The organism is Streptomyces sp. NBC_01465 (genome assembly GCF_036227325.1).
GTDB lineage: Bacteria > Actinomycetota > Actinomycetes > Streptomycetales > Streptomycetaceae > Streptomyces.
On sequence record NZ_CP109467.1, the window covers coordinates 8,383,103 to 8,398,997 of the forward strand.

Consider the following 15,895-nt stretch of genomic DNA (forward strand, 5'->3'; position numbering starts at 1 on the left):
ATCCAGGGGTCCTACGCCTTCCACGACAACGCCGTGATCATGTCGTTGAAGACCATCTGGGACTACTACGTCGGATGGTCCTTCTCCGACCCGCAGTTCTACGGGAAGACCTTCCTGGACGAGTCGGCGAGCACCACGCTCAGCGCGCTCGGCTCTTCGAACAGAACCTGCCGGGAGAGGAGATACCCGATCCGCTCGCGGGGGCTGGCTCAACGTCCCCGCGCTGAGCCTCGACCCGGAACGCTGGGAGCGGGACGGCCTGTTCGCACCCAGGAGCCGCTCGCGGCTCGATGAAGTCAAGACGCTGGAGAAGGAGCTGCGGGCCCTCTACCGCTGACCTGGGCGAGGCCTGCAGCCCGGTGGCCCGGTTAGCCTGGCGGCAAGATCCGAACCAGGGGAGGGCGCACCATGGCCGGCGAATTCGACGTGCACGAGCGGCAGATGTGGGCGGGCGCGGCCGACGCGTACGCAGGGAGCTTCGCGGCTCTGTGCGGCGCGACGGCCGAGGCCCTGCTGGACGCGGCCGAGGTCGGCGCCGGTACGCGCGTACTGGATGTCGGCACCGGGCCGGGAACGGTCGCGGCTGCAGCGCTGGCCCGAGGTGCCGACGTCGTGGCAGTGGACGCCGAACCGGGCATGGTGGAGCTGGCGTCCGCGAACGCCCCCGGGGCGGAGGTCCGGCATGCCGTGCTGCCCGAACTCCCCTTCGCGGATGGCTCGTTCGACGCCGTGGTGGCCAACTTCGTGGTCAACCACGTGGAGGACCCGTGGGCGGCGCTGACCGAGCTGCGCCGGGTGGTCCGGACTGGTGGCCGCGTGGCGGTGACGATCTGGCACGGCACCAGCAACGAGGCGATGTCCCTGCTCAACCTGGCGGTGGACGAAGCCGGCGTGGAGCGCCCGGTGTACCCGGGCCCGCCGGTGAATTTCCTCCGGACGGCCGAGGGCCTCCGCGGGCTGCTGGAACAGGCGGGTTGGGCCGACGTGGTCAGCGGCGAGCGCGCCTGGACGCACCGTGAGGACCCGGAAGTCTGGTGGTCGGGACCGGCCGGCGGCGTGGCCCACATCGGCCTGTTGGTGGCCGGACAGACCCCCGAGATGTTCGCCCGGGTCAAGGCTGCGTACGACCGCCTGGTCGCCGAACGCGTCGCGGAGGACGGCTTGATCGAACTGCCCGCCGTCGCGCTGCTCGCATCCGGCCGGCGCTAGAAGAGGCCCGGGGCCAGGCTGCGCACGACGCAGAACTCGTTGCCCTCGGGATCGGCCATGACCACCCAGCTCCGGTCCGATCCCTGGCCCACGTCCGTCTTGGTGGCGCCGAGGCCGAGAAGTCGGGTCACCTCGTCCTCGGTGCTGCCGTCGATCGGGCTGACGTCGAGGTGAAGGCGGTTCTTCACGGCCTTGCCCTCGGGCACTCGTATGAAGTGCAGGGTGGGCGGCATCTGGCGGGCCCGGATGTCCTCCACGGTCGGCATCCAGGAGCCGATCTCGACCTTGTCCTCGCTCCGGTCGATCACCTTGAAGTCCAGGACCGCGGACCAGAAGGCCGCGAGCGTCTCCGGATCGTGGCAGTCGACGGTCAACTCGGTGAACCTGCTTGTCATGTCTCTCCCCGATAGTGCGGATGGCGCTCAGATTATGCAGCACGTCCATTTCCCTGCATTTGATGGCATGACCCGGTCAAATCTGTCAGGGTCTCACCCAGCGATCGCACCACCCATGCGCACCCCAGGGCCGTTCACCGGCGCACCCATGCCGGCCGGACGGCCACCGAGCAGGCCGGAATCCCGGCCGCCTCAAAGGAGTTACGTGTGAGACCGACCCCCCACAAGACCTTCGCGGCGCTCGTCGTCGCCGCGTTGGCAGCCGTACTGCTTCCCGTCGCCCCTGCGGTGGCGGCGCCCAGCGCCCCGTCGGCGCCCGCCGCCTGTACGCCGGCCCAAGTGGTCACCAACGGCGGCTTCGAGAGCGGCACTTCACCCTGGACCCAGTCGTCGTCCACCGTCATCACCAGCCGTACCGGCCAGACCGCCCACGGCGGCACCAGCTTCGCCTGGCTCGACGGCGTCGGCAGCACCCACACCGACACCCTCTCGCAGAGCGTCACCGTCCCGGCAGGGTGCAGCAGCGCCACCCTCACCTTCTGGCTGCACATCGACACCGCCGAGACGACCTCGTCCACCGCCTACGACAAGCTGACGGCGAAGATCGGCAGCACGACCCTCGCGACGTACTCGAACCTCAACAAGGCCACCGGATACGTACAGAAGTCGTTCGACGTGTCGTCCTTCGCGGGCCAGACCGTCACCGTCGCGTTCACCGGCACCGAGGACTCCAGCCTCAAGACGAGCTTCGTCCTCGACGACATCGCCCTCAACACCTCGGGCGGTACGACCCCGCCGGCCGACTCCACCCGTACGCCGGCCTCGCCCTCGTACACCGTCAGTCTCAGCAGCAACACCGCAGGAACCGTCTGGACCGGGCACGAGAGCGCGACCTTCACCAACGCCTCGTCCACCCCGCTCACCGAGGTCTACCTGAGGCTGTGGGACAACTACCACGGCACCTGCTCGGCGATGCCGATCGCCGTCAGCAACGTCACCGGCGGCACCGCGGGCGCCCTCTCGGTCGCCTGCACGGCCCTGCAGGTCGCCCTTCCGACCCCGCTGGCACAGGGGCAGTCGACCACCATCGGCTTCGACCTCGCCATCACCGTGCCCAGCGGCGCCGACCGGTTCGGCCACGACGGCGCCTTCAGCATGATCGGGAACGCGCTGCCCGTCCTCGCGGTCAAGGACGGATCGGGCTGGCACCTGGACCCGTACACCAACAACGGCGAGGCGTTCTACTCGCTGGCCTCCGACTTCAAGGTGACCCTCGACCACCCGTCCACCCTGCTCGTCCCGGCCACCGGCGCTTCGGTCGACACCGCCGGATCCAGCGGCCGTACGATCACCACGGCCACCGCCTCCAAGGTCCGTGACTTCGCCTGGGCGGCGGGCCCGTTCGCCAAGATCTCCGGCACCTCCACCGCCGGAACACCCATCAACATCTACTCGGTCTCGGGCATCAGCTCCGCCAATGCTCAGTCGATGCTCACCACCGCCAAGTCCGCGGTGGATGCCCATGCGGGCCGCTTCGGCGCCTATCCCTACGGGGAGTTGGACGCGGTCATCGACAACAACTTCTGGTTCGGCGGCATGGAGTATCCCGGGTTCGTCCTGGACCTGGTCAGCACCACGGCGCTCACCCATGAGATCGGCCACCAGTGGTTCTACGGGATCGTCGGCGACGACGAGTACAACAGCCCGTGGCTCGACGAGGCGTTCACCGACTACGCCACCGACCTCGCGCAGGGACTGTCCGGCACCAACTGCTGGAACAACGTCTCCTGGGCCTCGACGGCGGAGAAGATCACCAACTCGATGGCGTACTGGGACACCCACTCGTCCCGCTACTCCACCGTCGTCTACGGATACGGCAAGTGCGCGCTGCACGACCTGCGGCGCCTCCTCGGTGACACCGTCATGGCCAAACTGCTGAAGGACTACGCGACGTCGCACTGGTACGGCGTCTCGACCACCGCCGAGTTCAAGGCGGCCGCCCAGGCCGCCACGACCACGAACCTCAGCTCCTTCTGGACCACGCACCGCATCGACGGCTGACCCCGTCCGGCACCGGTCCGCCGCGGCGGACCGGTGCCGCATGTGCGTCAAGCGAGGTCCGCGACCGGGGGAGGAGCGGGCTTGGGAATGCTCCGGGAGGGGCGCTGGTACTGGGCCGCCTGGGTGTGGAACATCGCGGCGTACCGGCCGTCGGCCGCGATGAGTTCGTCGTGACTGCCGTGCTCCACCAGCCGGCCCCGGCTCAGGACGTAGATCGTGTCCGCATCGCGCACTCCGGACATCCGGTGGGTGACCAGGACTACGGCCCGGTGCGGTCCGGCGAGGCGGCGGATCCGCTCGAATGCGGCGATCTCCGCTTCGGGGTCGAGCGCGGACGTGGGCTCGTCGACGATCAGCACGCTGTCGGCCACGCTCGTCGAACTGCGCCAGTGCGTCCGTGCCAGCCCGATCTTCTGCCACTCGCCCCCCGAGATCTCCGAAGCGCCGCGGAACATGCGGGCGAGCAGGCTCCGTAACCCGTGGGGCAGCTTGTCGATCACGGACGCGGCGCCGGCGTAGTCGACCGAGGGCTGCAGCTCCTCGTGCCCGGCGTCCTGGTCGGGGCGTCCGATACGGATGTTGAGGGCCGCGGTCACCGGCCAGCGCTGAAAGTCCTGGGTCAGCAGAGAGACCCGGGAGAAGACCTGGGAACGGTCCAGGTCCTGCATCTCCGCCGAATCACCCCAGTGGAGCGTGCCGCTCTGCGGCAGCAGCAGCCCGGCCAGCACCTTCATGAGAGTCGTCTTGCCCGAACCGTTCTCGCCCACCACCGCGGTCACCGTGCCCATGGGCAGGGTCATCGACACCGCCTCGAGAGCGGGAGTGTCGCGGTCGGGGTAGCAGTAGGTGACTTTGTCCAGGTGGACCTGGCCGACGTGCAGCGGCAGACCGTCGCCGCCCGCGGGGATGGCTCGCTGCGCGGCCTCCACCAGGAAGCGGTCGTGGTCCTGGACGTAGAGCGACTCCTCGTGCAACTGGTTGATGTTCATCACCAGCGCCCCCAGGCTCGCCGATCCGGACCGCACCGCGACCACCGCCGTACCCGCCACGGCAAGGCTCATGTGACCGGCCACGATCAGCCAGATCATCAGCCCGTACGTACAGGCCATCGCCACCCCCGACAGCGCCGCGGCCACCAACTCGGTGAGCGCCTTCCCGTTGGCGAGGCGCTTCTGCTCCTCCTCGGCGCTCTCCGCCATGGCCCGGTACTTCGTCAGCAGGAAGGAGCCCACCGCGTGGATGCGTACCTCCTGGGCCGCACTGCGCTCGGTGAGGAGATTCCCGATCAGACGGCTGGCGCGTACGTGTTCCACCCACGTCATCATCGACACGTACCGTTCCTGTGCCACCCGCATCGCCCCCCAGCCGCGCGGCGCGGCGATGAGGAGCAGCATCGGCAGCAGCACGGGATGCAGGACGGTCAGCACGCTCGCGGTGGCGATGAGCGAGATGGAACCGTTCAGGGCGGCGACACAGGCGCTGATCATGCGCCGTGCGGAAGCGGCTCCGTACTGGGCGATGTCGATCAGCCGCCGGAACTCCGGATCCTCAATGGCCTCCAGTTCCACGGCTGTTGCCGCCGCCAGGTACTCCGTGGTGGCGATGCGTTCCACCAGCGGCTCGAGCCGCCCGGCACGGGACGTCGACCAGCCGGCCAGACCGGCATTGACCACGGCGACGGCCGCGGCAGCGATCAGCGCGGGCATTGCCTCGTGCATCCGCGCGACCGGAGCTCCGCCGCCGAGCAGGGCGTGCATCACCGCATTGACCGCGAGGAGACTGACAGCGGCGGCGATGCCCTGGCCGATCTCGCTGACCCACACGGCCAGCAGCGCCGGGCGGTCGGCGCCCCAGGCCCGGCGCAGGGTGCTGCCGACCAGACGTGGCATCGCGCGGATCGCGGAGAGCATCGTCAAGTCGAGCCGGGCCCGCTCGTGTTCGGACCAGCCCATGTCGTAGCGCAGTGGTCCGCCGAAGAGTTCCTGCTCGGCGGCGGAGACCGTCGGCTCCGCCATCCGTACCCGCACGAAGAACCTTTTCACGCCGTGCCACCCCCCACTGAACGCAAGCGCGATGATGCTCACGTACAGATTCCCTTCGACGGGGCTTCCCAGCCCCGTCCGCGCGAGGAGTCAGGCGGTCACGGCTCCCTCAAGCTGAGGAATTCCTGGTACATCTCCTGCATGTACGCGGCGAAGTTCGCGTGTCGCTCGGGCGCCATGGCCCGCCAACTCGACCAGGTGTACACGGCCCATTCGCCGTCGTCACCCACGTCCCCGGGGTGCAGGAAGACGTGGGTGGCGTCGGACTCGACGTCGAGCTGCAGCCCGTGTCGCCAGACGTCCGCCCCCCCGCCGTTCCTCGGTGTCGGAGTTCTTGTCGAGGTCTCTCTCGAACGTCCTGGCCATACGAAACTCGTCGTTGTGCCAGTGCGCGTCCTGGGTGCCCGCGAGCAGCGACACGAACCCGCCCGCGTGCCGCCAGCCGTCGCTGACCTTGAGGAACTCACGGTACGAAGGGGGCATTTGCCGTCCGAGGTGCTCCTCGGCGATCGCGATCCGTTCCTCCGACGCGGGGGGAAACCCCAGCCACCGCGCCTGTCGCGCGGCCTCGTCGTGCTCGTACCGTTCTTCGTCGTCCGTCTGGGAATCTGCCCACTCCCCGCTCCACTTGACCAGGAAGGGCCGCCAGTCGAATGCGTTCGTGTCCGTCACGAACCCGACAGTGCCTTGAACGCGCTCACGTGTGCGCGAGGCGCGGCGGCCCGTTCCGTATTACGGCGTGGTGGGCCGCTGCGGGGAGCGCAGTACGAGCAGGGTGATCTCGCTGGGGGCGAAGACGCGGAACGGCGGGCCCCAGAAACCGGTTCCGCGGCTGGTGTAGAGGAGGGTGCGGGTGCCATGGCGGCTGAGACCGGCCACGGTGGGCTGGTCGATGCGGACGAGGTGGTGGAAGGGCCAGATCTGGCCGCCGTGGGTGTGGCCCGAGAGCTGGAGGTCGATCCCGCCTTCCACGGCCCGGTCGATGAACTTGGGCTGGTGGGCCAGGAGCAGGACGGGCAGTTCGGGGTTGGCGCCGTCCAGGGCTCCGGTGAGGTGGGCGCCGTGTCCGGCCAGGCCGGAGGACTCGGCGGTGACGTCGTCCACGCCGGCGACCACCAGGGTGTCGCCGCCGCGTTCGAGCAGCAGATGGCGGTTGCGCAGCGGCTCCCAGCCCAGTTCGTCCATCAGGTCGACCCAGCCCTGGGCCTCGCTGTAGTACTCGTGGTTCCCGGTGACGTAGACCCGGGCCCGGGTGGCCCGCACGGTGCCGAGCGGGGCGGCCTGGGCGCGGCGGCGTTCGGCCGTGCCGTCCGCGATGTCGCCGGTGTGGCAGACCAGGTCGGCTTCCAGCGCGTTGACCTTCTCGCAGACCCTCTCCGACCAGCGGGCCCTGTCGAGCGGGCCGTAGTGGGTGTCGGTGATGAGAGCGACACGGGTGCCGTCCAATCCGGGGCCGAGCCGCGGGAGTTGTACGTCGAGCTCGCGCACCCGCGGCACCCGGCGTGCCTCGACGTACCCCCAGGCGAGCAGTACGGCGGCCACACCGAGAACCGCCCAGGTGACGATCCGCGCCCGGCTCTGCCCGTCGCCCGCACCGGCCACGGTCAGCGCGAGACGCAGCAGGACGCCGAGCAGCACGGACCAGGTGAACAGCACCCAGCCGGTCCCGAGGAGCGTGTCCCCGACGATCGCCGCCCGGTCCTGCTGCCGTTTGCCGTGGCCGCGCATCATCGCAATCGGCATGGTGATCAGACCGAGTACGAACAGGGCGGTGCCACCCAGCGCCACAGGCAGCGGCCAGTCCTGGCCGGCGTGCAGCAGCACCCAGCAGGGCACGGCCCACAGCAGGACGGGGGCGATCAGAGGGAGGTAGCGCATCAGGCGGCGCAGCCGGCTCTGCTGGGCGGCCTGCGCCGTACCGTCCGTGGACCTGGCCTCGCTGGTGTCGGTCACGCTTCCCCTCCTGAAGAAACCGGACTGCCGAAACGCGCACTGTATCCGGTGGTCCCGGGAGGCAACCAGCGGGACCGGGAGCGGGGCGCCCGCACAAGCCCGCGCCCGCTACCTCCTCATCTCGACCCGGGGCAGCGTCAGGGTCGCGGCCGCCGTCGCCAGCAGCCCGGCGCCCGCGAGCAGGACGCTCCAGCGCATCCCCGCCAGGAACGTGTCCGCGCCCGCCAGCAGCGCTCCGTAGACGGCCACCGCGATGGCCCCGCCGACCTGGCGTGCGGTGTTGAGCACCGCGCCCGCGGTGCCCGCCCGGTCCGCGGGTACGGCGTCGAGCAGCATGGCGGTCAGTGCCGGTACCGCGAGTGCGCCGCCGAGACCGACCGGCACCATCAGCGCCGCCACCACCCATACGCCGGTGTGTCCGCCGACGGTCAGCAGGGCCAACAGCCCGGCTGTGCCCAGGAGTTGGCCCGAGACCATCGGAACCCGTGGCCCGAACCGCGCCGCCAGCCGTGCCGAGGCCAGGTTCACCACCGCGACCAGCGCCGTCATCGGGATGAACAGGACGCCCGCTTGGAGCGCCGACTGTCCGCGCTCCTGCTGGAGGTACAGGCTGAAGACGAACACCCCTCCGTAGTAGGAGGCATTGAGCATGAAGCCGACCACCAGCGACACCGCCACCACCCGGGTGCGGAACAGCGGCAGCGGCAGCATCGGATGCGTACCCCTGGCCTGCGCGAGGAGGAAGGCAGCGGCCGCCACGACGGCCACCAGCAGGGATGCCACCACGAGCGGGTGGCCGAAGCCCTCGGCGCCGCCCTCGATCACGCCGTACCACCGCGACGGCGCCGCCCACGGTCCACAGCGCGATCGCCCGCGCCCGAGGAGAGCATCAGAGCGGCGAACATCAAGGTGTAGCCGTCCACCACCCACTGCAGGCCCGACACGCCGCCGCCGAGGCTGCGGCCGATGTCGGGCAGCGCGACCGTGACGATCAACGCGTCCAGAGAGATCAGGACGAAGCCCAGCAGCGCGGCGCCGAGCACCGCGGGCGATCCGCGCCGGGCGGACGGCGCCGAGGTGGTGGAAGACGTATCAGCGGGAGTGGTCATCGCCGGACCGCTTGCACGGACATGTCCTTGGCGCCGTAGTGGCACGGCAAGGCTCCTTCGACATCGGGTATGGGCCCCATCAACTGTCAAGAGGCGCAAAGCCTTTGATCAATGTCGCCTGTACGATGACCGGCAAGCATGATTCAACCGAGTCCGGCGAGGACCACTGCCACTTGTTGGCGTTACACCCTGGGCCTCAGCAGGGTGATCTTCGAAGCACCCTGTTCCGTGACGTACAGATTGCCCTTGGCCGTGTCCTCCGTGACGTCCAGTGGCTGCTGGAATCCGGTGAACCCGGTGATGCCTGTGGTGGGCGCGGACAGCTTCCCCTGTGCGTCGACGCCGAACACCTCGATGTCCTGGCCGCTGCTGTAACGGACCACGAGGAGCTTGCCCTTGAGCGCGCCGCCGAAGCCGTTGCCGCGGTATTCGACGACCCCGTCGGCGGAGGCGTGCAGCCCGGCGTCGTACATCCCGGCCGCGTCCAGGTTGCGGTCGGGCTGTGTGCCCACCGGGTAGCCGGTGACCTCGAAGGGACTGGTGCCCGACGTGGGGTTGCCCCCGGCCAGCACCCACTCGCAGCGCGCCGGGTTCGGATGCCCGTAGTACCGGTTCTTCTTCACGTCGAAGACGTAGTCGGTCTCCGCCACGGGGTTGGACGTGATCCCCGGCACGGTCGGACCCGTGTAGGCCCCGGCCGTCGCCGCGTCGATCCGGCGGGAGCAGGCGGCGGGCAGCGGTGCGGGCGTGGCGGGCGTGTTGCCGCCGGCCGCGGACCCGTTGGTGGGTGTGTAGAGGTGGCCGTTGGTGTGCCACACCAGGTCATAGGCGTTGCGTACGCCCGTTGCGTAGAGGGTCAGTGGTGCACTGGCGGCGAAGGGGTCGTACGTTCCCGGGCTCTCGGTCCGCACGTCGACGGCACCGGACGCCGGGAGCTTGGCCGGGTCCAGGCGCAGCACCGCGGCGTTGAGCAGGTGCTCGGGGCGGTTGCCCCACGTCGGGTCGGCGGCGCCCATGGCGTTGTTGGCGCCCTGCGTCACATAGAGGGCGCCGTCCGGACCGAAGGCCAGGGAGTTGGTCTCGTGGTCCTTCACGGACCGGGGCAGGTGGCTGATCACCTCGGTGTACGTGGCGAGGCCTGGGCCGCTGAGCCTGGCGATGCTGCTGGACCAGTCCGGCTCGTTCGGGGTGCCTCCGGCGTACATGGTGTTGGAAGTGATCCACAGGATCGGGGCGGCTGCCGTGGAGGAGGGGTCGAACGCCATCCCGATGACGGAGCGATTCGGCGCTCCCGGCAGGCCGCGGGCCGTCGCGTCCGTGCGTACGGTCGAGATCGTCTCGGCCCCGCTCAGGGTGCCGTCGGCGGCGATCGCGTACCGCACGATGTATCCGTCGAGCGTGGACGCGTACAGCTTGCCGTCGGGGCCCTTCACCACGGAGGCGAAGCTCCTGCCCGTCGCCGACGTCGCCACCTTGTCGAAGGCGATGGTGCCCGTGCCGGTGCCCGCCCCGGTGGTGAACACCGAGCTCCATGGTGTGAAGGTCCGCCCGTCCAGGTCCCGGGCGCCGCCGGTGACCGTGAAGCGGTAGCGGGTGTTCGCCTTGAGCCCCGCTGTCGGCGACAGGTTGATGACGTCGCCACCGCCGCTGGTGATCACGTGGGCGGGAACGGTTGCGCCGGTCACCGACTCCTTGAGGGTGACCGTACTGGCGGTGAGGCTCGTGGCGTCGACGCCGGGGCCCACCAGGCGGAGGTCCGCGACGACGCTGCCGGTCGGTGCCGCGCCGGTCGCCGTGTTCGCCGGGGTCACCGTTCTGACCTCCGGGTGGACGGCGGCGTCGGCTAGCGGGGCGATGGTCACGTACGCGATCTTCGTGTTGCTGCCGCCGAGCGGACTGATCGTCAACCGGCCGTCGGCAACGGTCGGTTGCACGGTCCTGGTCTGGTACTTGGTGGTGGACGTGGGGACGAACCCGTCGACCGCGTTCTGGTTCTCGACCTGGAGGGCGTGGGAACTGTCCACGCTCGTCGCGTCGCCCACGGCGACCGTCACCGTGTAGGTGCCGTTGGGTACGGCGATCTCCCACCGGCCCGGGGTCTTCACGCCGGCCGACGAGGCGGGCAGCTGCATGTGCACGAAGGTGGCGAGGAGCCGGTCGGGCTCGGCGGTGCCTCTGTCCCGGCCGTTGCCCGTCAGGTCGAGCGGGGTGGTGTTCGTCAGCCCCACCCAGCCGTAGGTGAGTCCGGTGCCCTGGCCGGCTCCGGTACGGGCGCCGAAGGCCTGCCCGTAGTCGAGTGCGTATCCGCTCACCGGCGCGGTGGTGGCGGTGGCGAAATCGATCTTCGCCGAGAAGGTGGTGTCGGCTCGCGCCTGCGCGGGGGCCGCCAGCGCGACACCGATGAGGGACAGGGCGAGCAGGAATCCCGCCGTGCGGGGCGATGGTCCGCTCCTTGGGCGTCTGCGTCTTCGAAGGCGCAATACGGTCACGGTCTTCTCCCGTCGAGAGTCGAGAAGGGAACATGCCCCGTGGCGCGACGACCGGGGCCTTGCCGTGCCCATGGTTGCCCCGGGCGTGGCGGCCCACGTGGCGGCCGGCGCATCTGGTGTGTTGTGGGCACGACATCTATGTGTGCGCCCCCTACTGATGAGGTATCAGTGCGCATCAGCCTGTGAGTCTTCGCGAGCGCGTGCGGGTGCCGCGATGAGGGCGGCGGGCCTGCTGCACCGGTAGGTGGCGAACTGCCCGGGGCCCGCCTCGCGTGGGTGGGCCCCGGACGGGTGGGCGGGGCTCCGGCCGCCAGATCACCGCGGTGCTCGTGGGGCTTCCCGGTGTCGGGAAGGCGATCCGGACGCCGACGGCAACGCCGGCGCTGTTGATGAACGTGGCGTAGGAGTTGCTGCCGTCCGGTGTCACGTTCAGTTCGGTCAGGCTCCCGTCGGCCTCGTAGCGGAGGGCGAAGCGGTGCGGATCGGACGCGACCTTGTCCCCGGTGTGCCCGACGGAGACACCGGCGTCGTTGACGGCGACGGCAGTGGTGTACTCGTACGCGGAGCCGATCGCCGTGGCGGTGCCGTCGGGGCTCCAGGTCACGGAGCGGGACTGGTGGATCGTGCCGCCGGTCGGCACGGCCCCCCGTGCGAGCACGGTGCCGGCGTCGTTGATCTGGACGACCCATGCGGTGGAGTAGGCCGAGCTCGGGTCGAGCGGGACGGGAGTGCCGTCCGGGCGTCTCCCGCCGCGATACCTGTGCGGCTCATCGCGCGGAAGGTGGTTCTGGTGTCGCCGGGTAGCGGCTGCAGTTGGGTGAGCGTGCCGTCGGGCGCCCAGCGCGCCGGGTGGCTTCCCGACCAGCCGGCGGCGGTGCCGTCGTCGCTGACGGCCTCGACATAGCCCATCGGGTCCCCGGGCAGCAGCGGGAGTGTCGTGGGGCTGAGTTCCGGGTTCCAACGAGTGGGAAGCCTTTGGTTGTTGGGACCGTTGGTGTAGCCGACGATCACCCCGTTGTCGTTGATCGCGGCGGGGTAGCTTGAGGTGGCGCCGGGCGGGAGCGGCAGGTCGGCGACCGTGCTGGTCATCGGGCTGGTGTCGGCCGACGCGTGGGCAACGCTGCTCGCCGCACAGGAACTTCAGCCAGTCTTCACGACTTCGGGCAGGGCCATCCGGTCAGCCGATGGTGAAGCGCTGGTTCTGGGCGCCTCGGTCGCAGCGGGCAGTGCGGTAGAGGCCGTTGTCCTGCTGGTAGAGGCAGCGGCCCGTGCCGACGCTTTGGAGCATGACGGCGCTGCGGGCGGCGGGCTGGACGGTGCGCCACTTCTGGTATGAGCCGCCGTTGCAGCGCAGGGGGTAGACGTCGCCCCGGTCATTGCTGTCGAGGCAGCGGCCCCAGTAGTTGTTCTTCAGAGTGGTGTTGGTGTTGAGGCGGCCGTTCCACTGCCACAGGAGGCTGCCGCGTCCGGTGGTGCAGCGGTCGCCCTTGAGTCCGGTTTCGTCGGTCTCGCGCAGGCAGTCACCGTAGCGGTAGTTCGCGAAGCGGCTGGTGGCGGTGGCAGCCGAGGCGGGTGTGGGGGTGAGGAGGGGGAGGGCGAGGGCGGCTGCGGCGATGAGGGCGGCGAAGGATTTGCGGGTCGGGCGGCGCACTGGGGTCTCCTTGCAGTGGTTTCAGAGGTACCTCAACAGGATCCCCGAACACCATCGCCAACGCCTGAAATATGAGGAAAACATGCTGGCGAGTCCTGAAGGCGCGAGATGGGCGGGTCACGTTCACGTTCGCTGCGGTGCAGCCGGTCGAAGACCCCGGCCTGCTGCCGCCGTCCGCAGAACTGACTGACGGTCATAGCCCTTGCCATTGCCGCGAGTTGATGCCACATCGGATGCAGGGTGCACGTCAAATGCTAGCCTCCTCCCCTTATCCACAAGGGAGAGGTACCGAGTGAAGAAACTACTGAGTTTCGCGTCCGTACTGGCACTCTTGACCGGAATCGCCATTGCCTCGACAACGTCCGCCTACGCCGCTACGGACAGGAGTGGGGCGGAACGGCTGAACATCCCGAACAGCAGTGCATGCAGGGCGGGCCGCACCGTCATGGAAGGAATGGTCGCGGGGTCGGGCGGCCAGCTCTACATCATTTTCACCAAAGCGGGCGGTGAAGAGCCGGTCCTGTCCAGATGGTTGCGCGACGGCTCGACCTGGGACGGTGCCAGCTGGATCTGCGCCGGGGCGCCGACCTCCATACCCGCACTCGGCCACGGCAACGACCTCGCCTACCATCCGGACTATCGGGGCCAGGGTGCTGCCTTGATTGCCACCCAGGGAAGCCAATCGGCGTACCCGAGCCCTGATGTGACGATCATTCACCTGGACTCGTCGGGATCTGTTGGCGCAAGCGAGGTGGTCCATCTGCCCATCGGCAATATCAGCGGCCTCTGCTACAGCGCGACGGCGGCCGACGGAGCCGGCAAATATGCCGCCCGCCGCTTGGGCAACCTGTGGACCCATCCCGGTGCCGGTTCGCTGACGAGCGGATGGACGCTGGTGAAGAGCAACCTGACGAGTCACGACAATCGTTCCGACCAAGGCATTGACTGCTCCGAGAACTACATCTGGAGCACCAGGTCCATCAACACTTCAACGCCCGAAACCGGGTGGAACTGGGTGTACCAGTACAACTGGTCAGGAGGTGACGTGGAGAGCGACATCGGAATTCCAGGGAACAACCTGGCCGACGAGATCGAAGATGTTACCCACGTTGGGAGCGACTTCTTCATCGGCGTCAACGAAAACGGCGGGAGCGCCGACTCCGTGAAGGTCTTCATCGAGTGAAGTCCTTCCCTCCGCACAGCTGAGAACGCGGCACCGTCCATCCCTGCCTGTGAGGTTTCCCCGTGTCCAAGATCACGGGGAAACCTGGCAGACCGACTTCAGCCTCTAGAAGAGCCCGAGTTTCTTCGGGCTGTACGAGATCAGAAGGTTCTTCGTCTGCTGGTAGTGGTCCAGCATCATCTTGTGGTTCTCGCGGCCGATCCCCGACTGCTTGTAGCCACCGAACGCCGCATGGGCCGGATACGTGTGATAGCTGTTCGTCCACACCCGGCCCGCCTGGATCGCCCGGCCCGCCCGGTACGCCGTGTTCATGTCCCGTGTCCAGACACCCGCGCCCAGCCCGTAGAGCGTGTCGTTCGCCGTCCTGATCGCGTCGTCGAAGTCGGTGAACGACGTCACCGCGACGACCGGGCCGAAGATCTCCTCCTGGAAGACCCGCATACGGTTGTCGCCCTCGAAGATCGTCGGCTGGACGTAGTAGCCGCCCGCCAACTCGCCGTCGTACTCGATGCGCTGACCACCCGTCAGGATCTTCGCACCTTCCTGCTGGCCGATGTCGAGGTACGAGAGGATCTTCTGGAGCTGGTCGTTGGAGGCCTGTGCGCCGATCATCGTGTCGGTGTCCAGCGGGTGCCCGGCCCTGATCGCCTCGGTGCGAGCGATGCCCGCCTCGAGGAACTCGCTGTAGTGGCCGCGCTGGATCAGGGCGCGCGAGGGACAGGTGCAGACCTCGCCCTGGTTGAGTGCGAAGAGCGTGAAGCCTTCGAGTGCCTTGTCGCGGAAGTCGTCGTCGGCCGACCAGACGTCGTCGAAGAAGATGTTCGGGGACTTGCCGCCGAGTTCGAGGCTGACGGGCTTGATGTTCTCCGAGGCGTACTGCATGATCAGCCGCCCCGTCGTCGTCTCGCCGGTGAAGGCGATCTTCGCCACGCGCGCGCTGGAGGCCAGCGGCTTGCCCGCCTCGACGCCGAAGCCGTTGACGATGTTGACGACGCCCGGCGGCAGCAGGTCCGCGATCAGGCTCATCAGGACGTGGATCGACGCGGGCGTCTGCTCGGCCGGCTTCAGCACCACCGCGTTGCCCGCGGCCAGGGCCGGCGCCAGCTTCCAGGCCGCCATGAGGATCGGGAAGTTCCACGGGATGATCTGTCCGACGACGCCCAGCGGCTCGTGGAAGTGGTACGCGACCGTGTCGTCGTCGAGCTCGCTGAGCGTTCCCTCCTGGGAGCGCAGGGCGCCCGCGAAGTAGCGGAAGTGGTCGACGGCCAGGGGGAGGTCGGCCGCCAGGCACTCGCGTATCGGCTTGCCGTTCTCCCAGCTCTCCGCGACGGCGAGCTCTTCGAGATGCGCCTCGATGCGGTCCGCGATCTTGTTGAGGATGTTCGCGCGCTCGCCTGCCGCGGTGCGACCCCAGCCGGGTGCCGCCGCATGTGCGGCGTCCAGGGCGGTCTCGATGTCCTCGGCGGTGCCGCGGGCGATCTCGGTGAAGGGGCGGCCGTTGACGGGGCTGGGGTTGTCGAAGTACTGGCCGCGGGCCGGGGGTACGTACTCCCCGCCGATCCAGTGGTCGTAGCGGGACTGGTACGAGACGATCGCGCCGTCGGTGCCGGGCGCAGCGTAACGGGTCATCTCCGAGGCCTCCCTCAAGGCGCCGCCCGCCGTTGGACGGCGCTTGGATGTTCCTCATCGTTGTCGTGTGCAGCGCGTACGACAAGCGTCACGACAGCCCCCATTGACGGCATGGTGCCCCTCTTGGATTCTCGACACGAAAGGCACGACGTAACACAACGGGGGATTTCATGC

10 protein-coding genes and 2 pseudogenes are annotated in these 15,895 nt (G+C 69.0%); 3 read left to right on the forward strand and 9 right to left on the reverse strand.

Going from position 1 to position 15,895, the window contains the following annotated elements; translation table 11 throughout:
• Positions 1-408: 408 nt before the first annotated feature.
• On the forward strand, positions 409-1,209 hold the full coding sequence (locus OG707_RS38855; RefSeq protein WP_329126602.1) for a class I SAM-dependent methyltransferase: 801 nt from the start codon (positions 409-411) through the stop codon (positions 1,207-1,209).
• Here OG707_RS38855 and OG707_RS38860 read toward each other — a convergent pair.
• Positions 1,206-1,604: a VOC family protein gene (locus OG707_RS38860; protein WP_329126604.1), complete on the reverse strand. Its 399-nt coding sequence runs from the start codon at positions 1,602-1,604 to the stop codon at positions 1,206-1,208. The genes OG707_RS38855 and OG707_RS38860 overlap by 4 nt on opposite strands.
• Before the next feature lie 207 nt (positions 1,605-1,811).
• On the opposite strand from OG707_RS38860, the gene OG707_RS38865 reads away from it, so the two are divergent.
• Complete coding sequence (locus tag OG707_RS38865) at positions 1,812-3,665, forward strand: M1 family aminopeptidase (RefSeq protein ID WP_329126606.1); 1,854 nt, start codon at positions 1,812-1,814, stop codon at positions 3,663-3,665.
• Between the two features lie 47 nt (positions 3,666-3,712).
• On the opposite strand, the gene OG707_RS38870 is transcribed toward OG707_RS38865, so the two are convergent.
• The 7 genes and pseudogenes from OG707_RS38870 to OG707_RS38900 all read right to left on the reverse strand — a co-directional run bounded on the left by OG707_RS38870 (position 3,713) and on the right by OG707_RS38900 (position 12,909).
• Positions 3,713-5,680, reverse strand: a complete 1,968-nt coding sequence (locus OG707_RS38870) for an ABC transporter ATP-binding protein (RefSeq protein ID WP_329128204.1) — start codon at positions 5,678-5,680, stop codon at positions 3,713-3,715.
• 134 nt (positions 5,681-5,814) lie between these two features.
• Positions 5,815-6,379, reverse strand: a pseudogene (locus OG707_RS38875) (SMI1/KNR4 family protein); the annotation flags it as partial.
• A 60-nt stretch (positions 6,380-6,439) separates the two neighbouring features.
• Positions 6,440-7,660 carry a metallophosphoesterase gene (locus OG707_RS38880; RefSeq protein WP_329126607.1) on the reverse strand — a complete coding sequence of 407 codons (1,221 nt, stop codon included), beginning with the start codon at positions 7,658-7,660 and terminating at the stop codon, positions 6,440-6,442.
• A 108-nt stretch (positions 7,661-7,768) separates the two neighbouring features.
• A pseudogene (locus tag OG707_RS38885) lies at positions 7,769-8,769 on the reverse strand (MFS transporter).
• 182 nt (positions 8,770-8,951) lie between these two features.
• Entirely contained in the window at positions 8,952-11,258 is a 2,307-nt protein-coding gene (locus OG707_RS38890; protein ID WP_329126610.1) for an Ig-like domain-containing protein, read from the reverse strand.
• Positions 11,259-11,433: 175 nt separating this feature from the next.
• Positions 11,434-11,916, reverse strand: a complete 483-nt coding sequence (locus OG707_RS38895; protein ID WP_329126611.1) for a hypothetical protein — start codon at positions 11,914-11,916, stop codon at positions 11,434-11,436.
• 519 nt (positions 11,917-12,435) lie between these two features.
• Positions 12,436-12,909, reverse strand: a complete 474-nt coding sequence (locus OG707_RS38900; RefSeq protein WP_329126613.1) for an RICIN domain-containing protein — start codon at positions 12,907-12,909, stop codon at positions 12,436-12,438.
• Positions 12,910-13,201: 292 nt separating this feature from the next.
• Between OG707_RS38900 and OG707_RS38905 the strand changes: the two genes are divergently transcribed.
• Positions 13,202-14,092: a hypothetical protein gene (locus OG707_RS38905; protein ID WP_329126614.1), complete on the forward strand. Its 891-nt coding sequence runs from the start codon at positions 13,202-13,204 to the stop codon at positions 14,090-14,092.
• 105 nt (positions 14,093-14,197) lie between these two features.
• Here OG707_RS38905 and exaC read toward each other — a convergent pair whose 3' ends face one another.
• Entirely contained in the window at positions 14,198-15,721 is a 1,524-nt protein-coding gene (gene exaC, locus OG707_RS38910) for an acetaldehyde dehydrogenase ExaC (protein ID WP_329126615.1), read from the reverse strand.
• Positions 15,722-15,895 lie beyond the last annotated feature (174 nt).